Source organism: Streptomyces sp. NPDC045470 (genome assembly GCF_040646595.1).
Lineage (GTDB): Bacteria > Actinomycetota > Actinomycetes > Streptomycetales > Streptomycetaceae > Streptomyces.
Window position 1 is genome coordinate 54,937 of record NZ_JBEZAN010000029.1, and the last position, 18,381, is coordinate 73,317.

Annotated in this window: 3 protein-coding genes; all 3 read right to left on the bottom strand. The window is 75.5% G+C overall.

Going from position 1 to position 18,381, the window contains the following annotated elements; translation table 11 throughout:
* Position 1: 1 nt before the first annotated feature.
* Positions 2–4,891 carry a type I polyketide synthase gene (locus AB0A97_RS38930; protein WP_361159952.1) on the bottom strand — a complete coding sequence of 1,630 codons (4,890 nt, stop codon included), beginning with the start codon at positions 4,889–4,891 and terminating at the stop codon, positions 2–4.
* A gap of 52 nt (positions 4,892–4,943) precedes the next feature.
* Positions 4,944–14,921 (bottom strand): type I polyketide synthase, encoded by a 9,978-nt coding sequence (locus AB0A97_RS38935; protein ID WP_361159954.1) that lies wholly within the window; start codon positions 14,919–14,921, stop codon positions 4,944–4,946.
* Positions 14,922–14,952: 31 nt separating this feature from the next.
* On the bottom strand, positions 14,953–18,381 hold a 3,429-nt coding region (locus tag AB0A97_RS38940; protein ID WP_361159957.1), incomplete at its 5' end, for an SDR family NAD(P)-dependent oxidoreductase.

Below are 18,381 nucleotides of genomic sequence, written 5' to 3' on the forward strand. Positions count from 1 at the left end.
CTCACTTCGCTTCCGGGGCGGCGCTGTCGTGGGGTTGGCTGCTGATGCCGAGTTGGTTGTTGATGAAGGCGATGACCGCTCCGGCGTCGGCGTCCTCCAGGCCGTCCGCCGCGCCGGTCTCCGGGGCGGCCGTTCGGCTCCTGGTCAGTTCGCGCAGCCGGGCGTCCACGGCGGCGCGGCCCTCCTGGTCGAGGGTGACGGCGTCCAGGACGGCGTCGAGCCGGTCGATCTCGGCGAGGACGGGTTCCGGGCCGGTGGCGTATTCGCTGAGGAGTCCGGCGCGCAGGAACTCCGCCAGCGCGCCGGGGGTGGGGTGGTCGAAGACCAGGGTGCTGGGCAGGGTGAGGCCGGTGGCGGTGTCCAGGCGGTTGCGCAGTTCGACGGCGGTCAGCGAGTCGAAGCCGAGGCTCTGGAACGGCCGGTCCGGTTCCAGGCGCCGTCGGACGCCGTGTCCCAGGGTGCGGGCGACCTGCGTACGGACCACGTCGAGCAGGCGGGCGTGCTGTTCGTCCCGGGTGAGGCCGAGCAGGTCGCGGGCGAGCGGGGCGTCGGTGTCCGGCGTGTCCGGTGCGGTGACGGTGGTCAGTTCGGCCAGGAGCGGGGCGGGGCGGCCGGTGGTGGTCCTGGCGGCGAAGCGGTCCCAGTCGGCGTCGGTGATCAGTACGGCGGGGGCCGGGTCGCCGACCGCCTGCCACAGGGCCTCGACGGCCGCTTCGGGCCGCAGCGGGCGCAGGCCGCTCTGTTCGAGGCGGTCGGCATCGACGCCCCGGGCCATGCCGTCCTGGTCCCAGGGTCCCCAGGCGATGGAGGTGGCGGGCAGGCCGTGGGCGTGGCGGTGGGCGGCCAGTGCGTCCAGTTCGGCGTTGGCGGCGGCGTAGGTGCTCTGTCCGGCGGTGCCGACGACGCCGGCGAAGGAGGAGAAGAGCACGAAGGCGCGCAGTGGATGATCTCGCGTCAGGTCGTGGAGGGCGAGCGCGGCCTGTGCCTTGGCGGCGCGGACGGCTGCGAGGCGCTGCGGGGTCTGGGCGTCGAGCATGCCGTCGTCGAGGATGCCGGCGGCGTGCACCACGGCGCTCAGCGGCCGGTCCTCGGGAACGGTGGCCAGCAGGCGGGCGAGGTCCGCGCGGTCGGTGACGTCGCATGCGGCGAAGGTGACCTCCGCACCCAACGCCTCGATGTCGCGGCGCAGTTGCTCCGTGCCCGGGGCGTCGGGGCCGCGCCGTCCGGCGAGCAGGAGGTGCTGGGTGCCGCGGGCGGCGAGCGAGCGGGCGACATGTCCGCCGAGGGCGCCGGTGCCGCCGGTGACCAGGACGGTGCCGGGCAGTTCCGGCGCGGTGCCGGTGGGGGCGGGCAGGGCCACCAGGCGGCGGGCCAGCAGGGTGCCGTCCCGGAGGGCGAGCTGGTCCTCGGTGCCGGTGAGCGCGGTGGCGAGCCGCGGGCCCAGGTCCTCGTCCGTGGTGGCGGGCAGGTCGATCAGGCCGCCCCAGCGGTCGGGGTGTTCCAGCGCGGCGACCCGGCCCAGCCCCCACAGGGCGGCGGCCCCGGGGCCGGGCGCCTCGCCGCCGGTGCTGACGGCGCCGCGGGTCAGGCACCACAGCGGCGCCCCCGTCCGCACCTCGCCCAGCGCCTGGACCAGGGCGAGCGTGGCGTCGAGTCCGTGGGCGGCGTCGGGATTCAAGGCCAGAGGGCCGACGGGGCCCGGTGTGAGCGCGAGGGTGGACAGGACGCCGTCGGCCGCGGGCGCCTCGGCCAGCAGCCGGGCGAATCCGGCGCGGTCGGTCGCGGCGTCGGCCGGCAGGTGGACGACCTTGGCGCCGAGTCCGGCGAGAACGGGTTCGAGGGCGGTGTCGAGAGCTGTGCCGGTGCCGACCAGCAGCCAGGTGCCGGTGAGCCGTCCGGCCGCGGCCGGTACGGGCCGCCAGGTGACGCCGTACCGCAGGCCGCCCGCGATGGTGTCGGCGGCGCGTTCGCGCCACCGGGTCAGGGCGGGCAGTACGGCGTTCAGACCGGCGTCGTGGGCGACGCCGAGTTCGGCGGCCACAGCGGCGGGGTCGGAGCCGGAGACCAGGTCCCAGAAGCGGGCGTCCTGGGCGGTACCGGTGCGCGGCGCGACGTCCAGCCAGTGCCGTTCCCGCTGGAAGGGGTAGGTGGGCAGGCTCAGGTGGGGTGTACGGCCGGGCAGCAGTGCCGCCCAGTCCACGTCGGCGCCGTGGCAGTGCAGGCGGGCCAGGGCGGTCAGGGCGGTGCGGGTTTCGGGCCGGTCGCGGCGCACGGTGGCCAGGCACAGTGCGTCGCGGCCGTCCAGGCAGTCCGCGGCCATGCCGGTCAGGATGCCGTCGGGGCCCAGTTCGAGGAAGGTGGTCACCCCGTCGTCCTGGAGGGTGCGGATGCCGTCGTGGAAGCGGACGGCCTGGCGTACGTGCTCGACCCAGTAGTGGGGGTCGGCGAGTTCGGCGGCGGTGGCGAGGCGGCCGGTGACGTCGGAGACGAGGGGGATGGCGGGTTCGCCGTAGGTGACCTGGGAGGTGACGGTGAGGAAGTCGTCGAGCATCGCGGCCATGCGCGGGGAGTGGAAGGCGTGGCTGACGTTGAGCCGCTTGGCGGGGCGGCCCTGGCGCCGCCAGCGTTCGGTCAGTTCGGTGACGGTGTCCTCGTCGCCGGAGACGACGACCGAGCGGGGGCCGTTGACGGCGGCGATGCCGACCTGGTCGGCGCGGTCGGCGACCAGCGCGAGGGCTTCGGCCTCGGTGGCCTGGAGGGCGGCCATCGCGCCGCCGGCCGGCAGGGCCTGCATGAGGCGGCCGCGCGCGGCGACCACGGCGCAGGCGTCGGGGAGCGACAGGACGCCGCTGACGTGGGCCGCGGCCAGTTCGCCGATGGAGTGCCCGAACAGCCGGTCGGGCCGCACGCCCCAGGATTCCAGCAGGGCGAAGAGGGCGACCTCGACGGCGAACAGGGCGGGCTGGGCGTATCCGGTGCCGTCCAGCAGCGCGGCCCCGGGTGTGCCGGGCGCCGCGAAGACGACCTCGCGCAGCGGCCGGGGCAGGTGTGGGTCGAGTTCCGCGCACACCGCGTCGAAGGCCGCCGCGAACGCCGGGAAGTCCGCGTACAGCTCGGCGCCCATGCGGGGACGCTGGCTGCCCTGCCCGGAGAAGAGGAAGGCGAGGCGTCCGGGCGCGGTGGCCGTGTCCCGCACCAGGTCGGGGTGTTCCTCGTCGGCGGCCAGGGCGGTCAGGGCCTCGCGCGGCGGGCCGACGGGCGTGCCGAGGATGACGGCGCGCTGCTCGAAACTGCTGCGGGTGAACGCCAACGCGCGCGCCACGTCGGCTGGTTGGGCGTCCTGGTGGGTGCCGGTCCAGTCGAGGAGGGCACCGGCCCGGTCCCGCAGGGCCGCGGGGGTGCGGGCGGAGACCAGCCAGGGCAGCAGCGGCGGGTCGGTGTGCCCGGCACCGGCGTCCGCCTCGTCGGTTCCGGCACCGGCGGCGGGGGCCTCTTCGACGAGGAGGTGGGCGTTGGTGCCGCTGATGCCGAAGGAGGAGACGCCGGCGCGCCGGGGGTGGCCGTCCGTGGTCCACGGGCGGGCCCGGGTGACGGGGAGGACGGTGCCCGCCGACCAGTCCACCTCGGGGGTGCGGTCGTCGGCGTGCAGGGTGGGCGGCAGGACGCGGTGCTGGAGGGCCTTGACGGCCTTGATGACTCCGGCGACGCCGGCGGCGGCCTGGGTGTGGCCGATGTTGGACTTCACCGAGCCGACCAGCAGCGGGTCGGCCGCGTCGCGTGCCGCCCCGTACACCGCGATCAGCGCGTTGGCCTCGATGGGGTCGCCGAGTCTGGTGCCGGTGCCGTGCGCCTCGACGAGGTCCACCTCGGCCGCGGGGACGCCGGAGGCCGCCAGGGCGTCGCGCAGGACGCGTTCCTGTGCGGGGCCGTTGGGGGCGGTGATGCCGTTGGAGGCGCCGTCGGAGTTGACGGCGGAGCCGCGGATCACGGCGAGGACCGGGTGCCCGTTGCGGCGGGCGTCGCCCAGCCGCTCCAGCAGCAGCATCCCGGCGCCTTCGGCGAGGCCGAAGCCGTCGGCGTCCGCGCCGAACGCCTTGCAGCGGCCGTCGGGGGCCAGGGCGCGCTGGCGGCTGAACTCGGTGAAGCCGCGCGGGGTGGACAGGACGGTGGTGCCGCCGGCGAGGGCCGCCACGCACTCCTGGTTGCGCAGCGACTGCACGGCCAGGTGCAGGGCGACCAGGGAGGACGAGCAGGCGGTGTCGATCGTCTCGGAAGGTCCGCGCAGGCCCAGAGTGTAGGAGATCCGGCCGGAGACGACGGCTCCGGTGGTGCCGGTGACCACGTAGCCCTCGGCGGCCTGGCCCGCCGCCGCCAGTACGTCGGAGTAATCCTGGATGTTGGAGCCGGTGAACACGCCGGTCCGGGTGTCGCGCAGGGTGTGCGGGTCGATGCCCGCGTTCTCCACGGCTTCCCAGGAGGTTTCCAGCAGCAGGCGCTGCTGGGGGTCCATCGCGGCGGCCTCGCGCGGGGAGATGTCGAAGAAGTCGGCGTCGAAGCGGTCGGCGTCGTGCAGGAAGCCGCCGGCCCGGCTGTAGCTGCGTCCGGGGGCCTCGGGGTCGGGGTCGTACATCCCGGTCAGGTCCCAGCCGCGGTTGACGGGCAGGCCGGTGACGGCGTCGCGGCCGTCGAGGACCAGGTCCCACAGGTCCTCGGCGCTGCGCACGCCGCCGGGGTAGCGGCAGCCGATGCCGACGACGGCGATCGGTTCGTGCTGCCGGTCCTCCAGTTCACTGGCCCGCGCCCGGGCGGCGCGCAGTTCGGCGCTCATCGTGCGCAGGTGCCGGGCGAGGCGTTCCTCGGTGCCGGCCGGGTTCGGCTTGTCGTTGGTCACTGCTGGCTCCACCGGGGTCGGGCCGGGTACGTGGTCGGGGTGCGGCGGGCGCTCATGACTCGCCGAACCGGCTGTCGAGCAGGTCCAGGAGTTCCTCGGTGCTGCCCGCGGTCTCCAGTTCTCCGTAGGCGTCGTCGGCCTCGGTGCCCCGTACGGCGGTGAGGAGCGCGCCGAGGCGGGAGGCCATCCGCAGCCGCGCGGTGTCGTCGGCGGGCAGCGCCTTGATGTCCGTCTCGATCCGGTCGAGGCGGGCGAGGAGGGCGTCGGCCGAGGTGTCGTCCCGGGGGTCGAGTGCGGCGAGCAGGTGGGCGGCGAGCCGCCGCGGGGTGGCGTGGTCGAAGAGCAGCGTCGGCGGCAGGTCGAGTCCGGTGGCACGGTTCAGGCGGTTGCGCAGGTCGACCGAGAGCATGGAGTCGAAGCCCGCGTGGCTGAACTCGGTGTCGGGGGCGAGACCGCCGTCCGTGCCGTGGCCCAGGACCGTGGCACCGGTGGAGCGCACCAGGTCCAGGACGGTGCGCTCGCGGTCGGCGGGGGTCAGCGCGGCCAGGCGGGTGCGCAGCCGCTCCCCCGCGTCGGTGGCGTCGGGCCGCCGTTCGGCGGCGGCCCGCGCGGCTTCGGGCAGGTCGTCCAGGAGCGGGCCGGGCCGTATGGAAGTGAAGACGGGGGCGAAGTGCGCCCAGTCCACGTCGGCGACGGTCACGGACGCCTCGCCGTCCCCCAGCGCCCGGTACATGCCCGCGAAGGCGGTGGCCCGGTCCATGAAGGGCAGGCCGCGGCGCACCGCGAGGCCGGCGTGGTCGGCGCGTTCGCCACTGGTCTCCTCGCCCCACAGGCCCCAGGCCAGCGAGGTGACGGGGAGGCCGTCGGCGCGGCAGCGTTCGGCGTACGCGTCGAGGAAGGCGTTGGCGGCGGCGTAGGCGCCGTGTTCGCCGCTGCCCCACACGCCGGCGATGGAGGAGAACAGCACCAGTTCGCGCAGGTGCCGGCGGTCCAGGAGTTCGGCGAGGTGGACGGCGCCGGCGACCTTGGCGTCCATCACGTCGGCGAAGCCGGTGAGGGTGGTGGTCTCCAGGGGCGCGATGTCCAGGTGGGCGGCGGCGTGCACGGCGGTGGTGACGGGGTGTCCGGCGTCGGCGAGTTCGCCGAGCACCGCGGCGAGCCGGTCGCGGTCACGCACGTCGCAGGCGAAGACGTGCGCGGTGGCACCCAACTCACCCAGCTCATCGACCAGTTCGGCCACCCCGGGGCTTTCGGCGCCGTGTCGGCTCAGCAACGCCACATGGGTGGCGCCGCGTTCGGCGACCGACCGGGCGAGCTGCGGCCCGAGCGAACCGGAGGCCCCGGTGATCAGGACCGTTCCGGCGGGCCGCCAGGTGTCACCTGCGGGCGGGGCCGTGCGGTCGTGGCGCACCAGTCGGCGTACCCACGTCCGTGTGCCGCGTACCGCCCACTGGTCCTCGTCGCCGTCGCGGGCCAGGACGTCCAGGAGGGTGGCGACGCTGTCCGCGCCGGGGTCGGCGGGCAGGTCGGCCAGGCCGCCCCAGCGCCGGGGCTGTTCGAGGGCGGCGACCCGGCCCAGGCCCCAGAGCTGGTTCTGTACGGGGCGGGCAGGGGCGTCCTCGACACCGGCCGCGCCGGTGGTCACGGCCCACACCGGGGCGTCCAGGTCCAGGTCGCCCAGGGCCTGGAGGGCGGTGACGGTCAGCGCGAGTCCGGTGGTCAGGCCGGGCAGCGCCGGGTGGGGCCGCTCGTCCAGTCCGAGCAGGGAGAGGACGCCGGCGTAGGCGCCGGGCCCGTCGGGGGCGATGCGGGCGGCGAGGGCCGCGCGGTCCTCGGTGTCCGGCGCGCCGAGCGTCACCGGCGTGTGGTCGAGTCCGGTGTCGGCCAGCAGCGCGCGCAGGCGGCCACTGTCCGGCGTGCCGGGGTCGAGGACCAGCCACCGGCCGGGCGGCACGGCGCCGGCCCCGGCCTGCCGGGCCCGCCAGGTGATGCGGTAGCGCCAGGAGTCCAGCGTGGAGCGGCGGCGGCTCTCCCGGCGCCAGGCGGCCAGTGCGGGCAGGACGCCGTCCAGGCCGTCCACCGCGCCCAGCTGTCCGGTGAGCTGTTCCAGGTCCTCGCGTTCGACGGCGTCCCAGAAGCGGGCGTCCACGTCGGAGGCGGGTGCCGTGACGGGGTTGGCGACGGGGTCGAGCCAGTAGCGTTCGTGGTGGAAGGCGTAGCCGGGCAGCGGTACGCGGCGGCCCTGCGGGAGGACCCGGTCCCAGTCGACGCCCAGTCCGTGGACGTAGCCTTCGGCGAGGACGCCGAGCAGGTGGCCGGTGGCGTCGCCGTCCCGGCGCGGCGCGGCGTCGCACACCACGCCGTCGGCGCCGTGCGCCTCCAGCGTCCGCCGCACGCCGACCGTGGTCGCGGGGTGCGGTGCGACCGGGAGATGGAACGTGAAGCCGTCGTCGGCCAGCGCTTCGACGGCCGTGCTCAGCCGGACCGTCTCGCGCAGGTTGCGGTACCAGTACGCGGCGTCGAGTTCGTGTCCGGCGAGGCGGGTGCCGGTCACCGTCGAGTACAGCGGTACGGCGCCGTCGCGCGGGGCGATGCCGTCGAGCGCGTCGAGCAGCCGGTCGCGGAGGGTTTCCACGGCGGCGGAGTGGGGCGCGCGGTCGGCGTCGAGGCGGCGGACGTGGACGCCGTCCGCGCGGGCGGCGTCCGCCAGTTCGTCCAGTGCCGCGTCGGGCCCGGACACCACGACGGAGCGGGGGCCGTCCACGGCGGCGAGCGACAGCGGCCCGCCCAGCCGTTCCCGCACCTCGTCCTCGGACAGGGACAGGGCCAACAGGCCGCCTTCACCGGACAGTTCGGTCAGCAGCCGGGAGCGGACGGCGACGACGCGGGCGCCGTCGGCGAGGGTGAGCGCGCCGCTGACGCACGCGGCGGCGATCTCGCCGTGCCCGTGCCCGGCCACGCCGTCCACCGGTACGCCCCAGTCGCGCCAGACCTCCGCCAGCGAGACGAGTACCGCGAAGGAGGCGGGTTCCGCGATGTCCACGGGGAGCGCCGTCACGGCGTCCGTGCCGTCCAGCACCTCGGTGAGGGACCACTTCACCCAGGGGGTGAGTGCTTCCTCGCAGGCGCGGACGGAGGCGGCGAAGACCTCGTTGCCGGCGAGCAGCGCGCGGGCCGTGCCGAGCCACTGGCCGCCCGGCCCGGGGAACAGCAGCGCGGTGCGGCCGCGCAGCGCCGTGCCGGTGGCCACCGAGGCGGGCCGGACCGCTTCGGGGTCGGCGAGGGCGGCGAGTCCGGCGAGAAGTTCGTCGCGGTCGCCGGCCAGGACCGTCGCGCGGTGTTCGAAGGCGGCGCGGGTGGCGGCCAGCGTCCGGGCCACGTCCGCCGTGCCGAGGCCCGGGTGGGCGAGCAGGTGCTCGTGCAGGGCCCGGGCCTGGGCGGGCAGGGCGTCCGCGGTCCGCGCGCAGACCGGTACGGGCACCGGGCCGGGGGACGGCGCGGGGGCGGGCTCGTGGACCGGGTCGCCCTCCTCCAGGACGACGTGGGCGTTGGTGCCGCTGATGCCGAACGAGGACACGGCGGCGCGCCGCGGGTGCTCGCCGCGCGGCCAGGGGCGGGCCTCGGTGAGGAGGTGCACGGTGCCCGCCGACCAGTCCACCTCGGGCGAGGGGGTCTCGGCGTGCAGGGTGCGCGGCAGGGTGCCGTGCCGCAGGGCCTGCACCATCTTGATGACTCCGGCGGCGCCGGCGGCGGCCTGGGTGTGCCCGAGGTTCGACTTCAGCGATCCCAGGTACAGCGGCCGGCCGGCGGTGCGGTCCTTGCCGTAGGTGGCCAGCAGCGCCTGGGCCTCGATCGGGTCGCCGAGCCGGGTGCCCGTGCCGTGCGCCTCGACGGCGTCGATCTGCTCGGGGCGCAGGTCCGCCCGGCGCAGCGCCGCCTGGATGACGCGCTGCTGGGCGGGCCCGTTGGGGGCGGTCAGGCCGTTGGAGGCGCCGTCCTGGTTGACGGCGGAGCCGCGGATCACGGCCAGTACCTCGTGTCCGTTGCGGCGGGCGTCGGAGAGGCGTTCCACGACGAGGACGCCCGCGCCCTCGGACCAGCCGGTGCCGTCGGCGTCGGCGGAGAAGGACTTGGAGCGCCCGTCGCGGGCGAGGCCGCCCTGGCGGCTGAACTCGACGAAGATGTTCGGCGAGGCCATGACGGTGGCGCCGCCGGCGAGCGCGAGGTCGCATTCGCCCTGGCGCAGGGACTGGCAGGCCAGGTGCAGGGTGACCAGCGAGGACGAGCAGGCGGTGTCCACGGTGACGGCCGGGCCCTCCAGGCCGAGCAGGTAGGAGATCCGGCCGGACATCACGCTGTTGCTGTTGGCGATGCCGAGGATGCCTTCCAGGCCGTCGGGGGTGCCGCCCAGCCGGGTGAGGTAGTCGTTGTACATGACGCCGGTGAACACGCCGGTGCGGCTGCCGCCGAGGGACTGCGGGTCGATCCCGGCGTGTTCGACGGCCTGCCAGGCGGTCTCCAGCATGATCCGCTGCTGCGGGTCCATCGCCAGGGCCTCGCGCGGCGGGATGCCGAAGAAGGCGGCGTCGAATCCGGCGACGTCGTCGAGGAATCCGCCTTCGCGGGCGTAGGCCGTGCCGGTGCGGTCCGGGTCGGGGTCGTAGAGGCCGTCCAGGTCCCAGCCGCGGTCGGCGGGGAATCCGCCGATGGCGTCGCGGCCTTCGGCGACCAGGCGCCACAGGTCCTCCGGGCCGGCCACGCCGCCCGGGTAGCGGCAGCCGATGCCGACGACGGCGATCGGCTCGTCGCCGTCGGGGGCGACGGGCGCCGGGGCGGTGCCGTCGTCCTCGGCGGGGTCCGTGAAGAGTTCGTCGGCGAGGTGGGCGGCGAGCGCGGCGGGCGTCGGGTGGTCGAAGACCAGGGTGGCGGGAAGCCGGAGACCGGCCAGGTCGGAGAGCTTGTTGCGCAGTTCCACGGACATCAGCGAGTCGAAGCCGATTTCGCGCAGCGGCCGGCCGGGGTCGATGCCGGCCGCGTCCGTGTGGCCGAGTACCGAGGCGATCCGGGCGCGTACGGCGTCCAGCAGGGCGCGTTCGCGGTCCGCGGCCGGCAGCCCGGCCAGATCCGGGCGGGCTCCGGCGGGCTTGGCCGCCGACTCCCGTTCCCGGGGTGCCACTTCGGTGAACAGCGGCGCCGGGCGGGCCGCGGTGAACGCGGGCAGGAACCGGGGCCAGGCCACGTCCGCCAGCACGGCGTCGGTGCCGCGCGCGACCGCGCGGGCCAGCGCCGCCACGCCGTCGGCGACCGGCAGCGGTGTGAGTCCGCGGCGCCGGAGCTGCTGTTCGATGACCGGATCGACCATGCCGCCGCCCGCCCAGGGACCCCAGGCGAGCGCGGTGCCGGCCAGGCCGCGGGCGCGGCGGCGGGCGGCGAGGGCGTCGAGGGCGGCGTTGCCCGCCGCGTAGCCGGACTGGCCGGCGGCGCCCCAGATGCCGGAGATCGAGGAGAACAGGACGAAGGCGTCCAGGTCAGTGTCGCCGAGCACGTCGTCCAGGACGCGGGCGCCGGCCGTCTTCCCGGCCATGACGGCGTGGAAGTCCGCAGGCGCGGTCTCCAGCAGGGGCGCCTCGGCGCCCACTCCGGCGGCGTGGAAGACGGCCCGGACCGGCTCGCCCGCCTCCTGGGCCTCCGCGACCAGCGCGGCCATCGCGGCGCGGTCGGTGACATCGGCGGCGATGATCCGTGTGGGCGTGCCGGTGGCGGTCAGCTCGGCGAGCAGTTCGTCGGCGCCCGGAGCGTCGGGGCCGCGCCGGGAGAGCAGGACGAGCGAGCAGCCGCCGAGTCCGGCCAGCCAGCGGGCAACGTGGCCGCCGAGCGAGCCGGTTCCGCCGGTGATCAGGACGGTGCCGGACGGCGTCCAGTCGGGGGCCGGTTCCTCCGCGGGCCGGGCGGTGACGAGACGGCGTACGGACACGCCGTCCGGGCGGACGCGGAACTGGTCCTCGTCCGTCGCGGCGGTGAGCAGGCCCGCGAGATGCCCGGCCGTCTCCCCGGCGGCGTCGGCGGCGTCGGGCAGGTCGATCAACCCACCCCAGCGGTCGGGAAGTTCGAGGGCGGCGACCCGGCCCAGGCCCCATACCGCGGCGGCGTCCGGGTCCTCGTCGGCCCGGCGGGTGACACACCACGTCCGCGCGTGCTCCCCGGCGTCGGCGAGCGCCTGGAGGGCGAGCAGCAATTCCTCCGGGCAGGCGGCCAGGCACAGCACACCGGCGAATCCGGCTCCGCTGCCACGTGCCTCCGCCAGCTCCCCGGCAAGGGCCGCGCGGCCGGCGGCGGTGTCGAGACCGGCGGTCACGGCGTCCTCGAACAGGCCGGTGGCCCAGGCGGTGTCGGCGCCCGGCGCGGCCAGCACCAGCCAGGTGCCGGGCACCGTACCGGCCGGCGCGGCGTCCGGGAACGGGCGCCAGGCCACTTCGTGGCGCAGGCGGTCGAGGTGCGCGGCGGTGTCCGCGCGCAGCCGCCCGGCGTCCGTGGCCCGCAGCACCAACCGCTCGGTGGCGACGACCGGCTCCCCGGCCGGGGTGGCCGCCTCGAACCGTACGGCCTCGTCGCTGACCCGCAGCCGTACGCGCAGCTCGGTCGTACCGGACGCGCCCACGGTGGTACGGGCGAAGGAGAACGGCAGCCGTACCGCCTCGCGGTAGGCGCCGTCGGTCAGCGGCAGGGTGTGCAGCGCGGCGTCGAGCAGCGCGGGGTGGATGCCGAACCGCGCGTCCCCGTGCCCCTCGGGCAGTGCGACCTCGGCGTACACCTCGTCCCCGGCCCGCCACACGGCCCGCAGGCCGCGGAAGGCGGGCCCGTACGCGTACCCGCGGTCGGCCAGTTCCTCGTACACTCCCCCGACCGGGACCGGCACGGCGCCGGCCGGCGGCCACTGACCGGCGGCCCATGCGGCGGTGACGGCCGCCGTCGCCGCCGGTACGGCGAGGGTGCCGGCGGCGTGCTCCTGCCACTGCCCGTCGGCGTCCCGCGCGCGGATCACGAATTCGCGCGCCGCGTCGCCCGGCGGGGCCACCCACACCTGAACGTCGGTGCCGGTGTCCGGCAGGACGAGCGGCGCCTGGAGCACCAGGTCGGCGATCTCACCGGCACCGGCCTGCCGGGCGGCCCGGGCGGCCAGTTCGAGGAAGCCGGTGCCGGGGAACAGCACGGTGCCGTACACGGCGTGGTCGGCGAGCCACGGGTCGGTGGACGGGGACAGCCTGCCGGTGAGCAGCAGCCCGCCGGCCGCCGGCAGTTCGACGGCGCCGGTCAGCACGGGGTGGTCCACCGCGTCGGCGCCCGCGCCGGCCGCCGGCTGCGCGGTGAGCCAGTAGCTCTGGTGCTGGAAAGCGTAGGTGGGCAGCTCCACCCGGCGGCCCTCGGGCAGTACGGTTCGCCAGTCCACCGTCGCGCCGTGCGCGAACGCCTGGCCCAGCGCGGCCAGGACGGTACGCGGCTCGGAGTGGGCGCGGCGCACGGCGGCCACCACCGGGCGACTGTCGTCCACGACGGGGGTGAGCGCCGCGTCCGGGCCCAGCTCCACGAGGAGGTCCGCCTCGGTCATGCGCGTGACGGCGTCCGCGAAGCGCACCGCGTGGCGGGCGTGGTCCAGCCAGTACGCGGACGTGGAGAACGCGTGCCGGGAGTCGGCGGACGGGCTGACCGGCACGGTCGGCTCGTGGAAGGTCAACCCCTCCAGGACCGTACGGAACTCGACCAGCATCGGCTCCATCAGCGGCGAATGGAACGCGTGGCTGACCCGCAGTCGTATGGTGCGGCGTTCCTGCTCCCGCCAGTACGCCTCCAGACGCGCCACCTCGGCCTCGGCGCCGGAGACCACGACCGCCCGCGGCCCGTTGACGGCCGCGACGGCGAGGTCGGCGGCGCCGTTGAGCGAGGCCACCACTTCCTCCTCCGAAGCGCCGACGGCCAGCATGGCCCCACCTTCCGGCAGCGCCTGCATCAACGCCCCACGCGATACGGCCAGTTGGGCAGCATCCTCCAGCGACAGCACACCCGCCACCACAGCCGCAGCGATCTCACCAACCGAATGGCCCGCCACCGTGGCGAACGACACTCCCCACGACTGCCACAGCCTGGCCAACGCCACCTCAAAGGCGAACAACGCCGGCTGAGCGAACTCCGTCCGCTCCAACGTCTCCGCCGGACCCTCCCACATCACCGCACGCAGCGACCGCCCCAACAGCGGATCAACGTGCCCGCACACCTCACCCAGCACCTCCGCGAACACCGGGAAAGCATCCGCCAGTTCACGCCCCATACCAACCCGCTGAGCACCCTGGCCGGAGAACAACACCCCGACACGGCCCGCACCAGCCGCCGTACTGCCGGAGACCTCCCCCAGCCCCGCCAGCACCTCGTCCCGGCCAGCACCCACCACCACCGCACGGTGATCGAACACCGACCGCGACGCCACCAACGACCACGCCACATCCCCCAACGCCAGCTCCGGACGCGCCGCCACGAACTCCCCCAGCACCGCCGCCTGAGCCCGCACCGCCGCAACCGACTTACCCGAAACCACCAACGCCACCGGACCGCCCTCAGCTGGGGCAGCGACGGGCTCCTCGTCGGCCGGCTCCCCCGCGTACTCCTCCAGCACCAGGTGTGCGTTGGTGCCGCTCATGCCGAACGAGGACACCGCGGCCCGGCGGGGGTGGCCGGCGCGTTCCCAGGGGCGGGCGTCGGCCAGCAGTTCCACCGTGCCGGCCGACCAGTCCACCTCGGTCGTCGGGCGGTCCGCGTAGAGGCTCTTCGGCATCACGCCATGCCGCATCGCCTCCACCATCTTGATCACGCCGGCGACCCCCGCGGCGGCCTGCGTGTGTCCGATGTTGGACTTCAGCGAGCCCAGGTACAGCGGCCGTCCGGCCTGCCGGGCGGTGCCGTAGGTGGCGATCAGCGCCTGGGCCTCGATCGGGTCGCCGAGGCGCGTGCCCGTACCGTGCGCCTCGATCAGGTCCACCTCGTCGGCGGCGACCCGGGCGTGGGTCAGCGCCGCCTCGATGACGCGCTGCTGCGAGGGGCCGTTGGGCGCGGTCATGCCGTTCGAGGCGCCGTCCTGGTTGACGGCGGAACCGCGGATGACGGCCAGCACGTCGTGGCCGTGGCGCAGCGCGTCCGAGAGGCGCTCCACGACCAGGACGCCGACGCCCTCGGACCAGCTCGTGCCGTCGCCGTCCTCGGCGAAGGAGCGGCAGCGCCCGTCGGTGGACAGCACGCGCTGGCGGCTGTATTCAACGAAGAAGGTGGGGGTGGACATGATGGCCACGCCACCGGCCAGCGCCATGTCGCATTCGCCGTTGCGCAGGGCCTGCGCGGCCAGGTGCAGCGCGACGAGCGAGGACGAGCAGGCCGTGTCGACGGTGACCGCCGGCCCCTCCAGGCCGAACAGGTAGGAGACGCGGCCCGCGGCGACGCTGCCCGCACTGCCGCTGACCAGGTAGCCCTCGAACCCGTCGGGGGCCTGCGGGAACCGGCCGCCGTAGTCGTGGTGCATCACGCCGGTGAAGACACCGGTGCGGCTGCCGCGCACCGTGGCCGGGTCGATACCGGCCCGTTCCAGCGCCTCCCACGAGGTCTCCAGCAGCATCCGCTGCTGGGGGTCCATGGAGAGGGCCTCGCGGGGGCTGAGGCCGAAGAAGTCGGCGTCGAACCGTTCGATGCCGGTCAGGAAGCCGCCTTCGCGGGTGTAGGACTTGCCCGCGGCGTCGGGGTCCGGGTCGTACAGCCCGGCGAGGTCCCAGCCGCGGTCGGTGGGGAACCCGCTGATCTCGTCGCGGCCTTCGGCGACCAGGCGCCACAGGTCCTCGGGGGTGCGCACGCCGCCGGGGTAGCGGCAGCCCATGCCGACGATGGCGATGGGTTCGCTGTGCTTCGACTCGACGTCACGCAGGCGCGTCCGGGTCTTCTGCAGATCCGTCGTCACCTTGCGCAGGTACTCGACGAGCTGCTGTTCGTCTGCCATGTTCTGTGCACCTATCGGCGTGGGTCGGGAGTCAGGGGTTTCCGAGCTCGGAGTCGATGAACCGCATCAGTTCGTCGGCGCTGGCGTTCTCCAGGCCGGTCGTGGCGGTGACGGGCCTGGCGTCCAGTTCGGCGAGCCGGTCCAGCAACGAGCCGAGTCGGGTGGCCAGTTCGGCGCGGGTGGCCGCGTCGGTGAGCGCCGAGAGGGCCTTGGCCTCGACGCGTTCGAGGTCCGCCAGCACCGGGCCGTCACCGGAGGCGCCGGGGGCCTCGTCGTCGAGTACCAGTTGGGTGAGCAGGTACCGCGCCAGCGCGTGCGGTGTCGGGTGGTCGAAGACCAGCGTCGCGGGCAGCCGGACCCCGCCGGCCCCGGCGAGCCGGTTGCGCAGCTCCACCGACATCAGCGAGTCGAAACCGAAGTCCTTCAGGGCGCGGTCGGCGTCGATGCGGCCGGGGTCGGACTGGCCGACGACCGCCGCCACATGGCCGCGGACCACGTCGAGCAGGACGGCTTCGCGTTCGGCCGCCGGCAGTGCGGAGAGCCGCTGGGTCAGCGAGGCCCCGCCCTTCGGGGCGGCCTCCTGCCGGGGTGCCGGCGCGAACCGGGACAGCAGGGGGCTCGGCCGGGACGCGGTGAAGGCGGGCAGGAACCGCGCCCAGTCCACTTCGGCGACGGCCGCGTCCGAGCCGGTGGCGACGGTCTGTTCCAGGGCCTGGAGCGCGCCGGGCACGGACAGCGGTGTCAGGCCACGACGGCGCAACTCGCGTTCGATCTCCGGCTCGACCATGCCGCCGCCCGACCAGGGGCCCCAGGCGACGGCCGTGGCGGGCCTCCCCTGGGCCCTGCGGCGCCGGGCCAGGGCGTCCAGGCAGGCGTTCCCGGCGGCGTATCCGGCCTGCCCGGCGGCGCCCCAGGTCCCGGAGACCGAGGAGTACAGGACGAAGTCCTCCAGGTCGGGGAGGAGCTCGTCGAGCACCAGGGCGCCGCGCACCTTGGCCGCCATCTCGTCGCGCAGCGCCTCGGCGGTGGTGTCGGCGAGGGGCACATCCCGTACGACGCCGGCGGTGTGCACCACGGTGCGTACGGGGGCGCCCGCGGCGTCCAGGGAGGAGACCAGCTCGGCCATGGCGACGCGGTCGGTGATGTCGGCGGCGACGGCGGTGGCGTGCGCGCCGGCCGCGGTGAGGTCCGCCAGCAGCCCGTCCGCTCCGGGGGCGTCGGTGCCCCGGCGGGACAGCAGCACCAGGCGGATGTCCGGCTGGGCGGCGAGCCGCCGGGCGAGGTGTCCGCCCAGGGCTCCGGTGCCGCCGGTGATCAGTACGGTGCCCTTCGGGGTCCACGGGGTCGCGGGGGCCGCCGGGGCGGGGACGATCCGCCGGGCCCACCGGCCGCCGCGCCGGACGGCGAGCTGGTCCTCGGCGCCGTCACCGGTCAGGACAGTGACCAGGGCCCGCCGGGTGGCGTCGTCGGCCCGCGCGGGCAGGTCGACGAGTCCGGCCCACCGCTGCGGGAGTTCCAGTGCGGCGACGCGACCCATACCCCAGACGCCGCCGGCCTCCACATCGGGCTCCGGGTCGTCGGTGCCGGTCGCGACGGCTCCGGTGGTGACGCACCATACGGGCGCGTCGGTGCCGTGGAGGGTGTGCAAGGCGTTCAGCAGGGTTTCCACGCGGCCCGCCGAGACCAGGACACCGTCCGGGACGGTCGTACCGTCCCAGGTGGCGGCGGTGACGGTGGCCGTGAACACCGGGGCGAGGTCGGGCCGGGCGTCGCCCAGCAGGAGCCAGGTACCGGGCACCCGGGCGGGCCCGTCGCCGGCGTCGGCCAGGTGCTCCCAGGTCTCGATGAACCGGGCGGCCTTGCCCTCGGCGCCCGCGGCCTCCAGCTGGGCCCGGTCCACCGGGCGCAGGATCAGGGTGTCCACGGCGATGACCGGCGCCCCGGTGGAGTCGGTGGCGAGCACGGTGACCGCGTCGCCCTCGACCCGCAGGAGCACCCGCAGCCGCCGGGCGTCGGCGGACAGCAGGGACACCCCGTTGAAGGAGAACGGCAGCCGCACCTCGTCCGCCTCGTAGGAGCGACCCGTCAGCGGCAGGGCGTGCAGCGCGGCGTCGAGCAGCGCCGGGTGGAGCCCGAAACCGGTGGGCTGCCCCTCGGGCAGCACGATCTCGGCGAACAGGTCCGCGCCGCGCTCCCACACCCCGGTGACGCCCCGGAAGGCCGGCCCGTACTCGTAGCCGCGTACCGCGAGGTCCGGGTAGAGCCTGTCCACGGGCACCGCCACCGCACCGGCCGGCGGCCAGACCGTCCCGGTCCAGTCCGGGGTGAAGCCCGTACCGGCGGCCGTCGCGGTGCCCGTGGTCGCTACGGAACCGGTGGCGTGCAGGGTCCACTCGCCGCTGCCCGCGCGGGAGCGGATGTGCAGCTCCCGTTCGGGACCGTCGCCCGGCGCGACCCACACCTGCACGTCCCGCGGCTTGCCGCCGGGGAACACCATCGGCGCGCGCAGCACCAGTTCGCCCACCTCGTCGGCTCCGACCGACCGCGCGGCCTCCATCGCCAGCTCGACGAAGCCGGTACCGGGCAGCAGGACGGTACCCATCACACTGTGGTCGGGCAGCCAGGCGTCGCTCCCCGGCGTCAGCCGCCCGGAGAGCACCACCCCGCCCGAGCCGGGCAGTTCGGTCCGTACGGTCAGCATCGGGTGCGGCTGCGGATCCCCGCCGGCGGGCGTCCGCTCCGCGGCAGGCGGAGCCAGCCAGTACGTCTGGTGCTGGAAGGCGTAGGTGGGCAGGTCCACCCGGCGGCCCTCGGGCAGTACGGCCCGCCAGTCCACCGCCGCGCCGTGGGCCCACGCCTGGCCCAGCGCCGCCAAGGCGGTCTTGGACTCGGGCTGCTTACGGCGTACGGAAGCCAGGACCGGACGGTTGTCGTCCACGACGGGAGTGAGCGCCGCGTCCGGGCCCAGCTCCACGAGGACATCCGCCTCGGCCATGCGGGCCACGGCGTCCGCGAAACGCACCGCATGGCGGGCGTGGTCCAGCCAGTACGCGGGAGACGCGAACGGGCGCTCGGAGTCGGCGGACGGGCTGACCGACATCGTCGGCTCGTGGAAGGTCAACCCCTCCAGAACCGTCCGGAACTCGGCCAGCATCGGTTCCATCAGCGGCGAATGGAACGCGTGACTGACCCGCAGACGCGTCGTACGGCGGCCCTGTTCCCGCCAGAACGCCTCCACGCGGGACACCTCGGCCCCGGCACCCGAGACCACCACCGCCTGCGGGCCGTTGACCGCCGCGACGGCGACGTCGGCGGCGCCGTTGAGCGAGGCCACCACTTCCTCCTCCGAAGCGGCGACGGCCAGCATCGCCCCGCCCTCCGGCAACGCCTGCATCAACCGGCCACGGGTCACGGCCAGTCGCGCCGCGTCCTCCAGCGACAGCACACCCGCCACCACAGC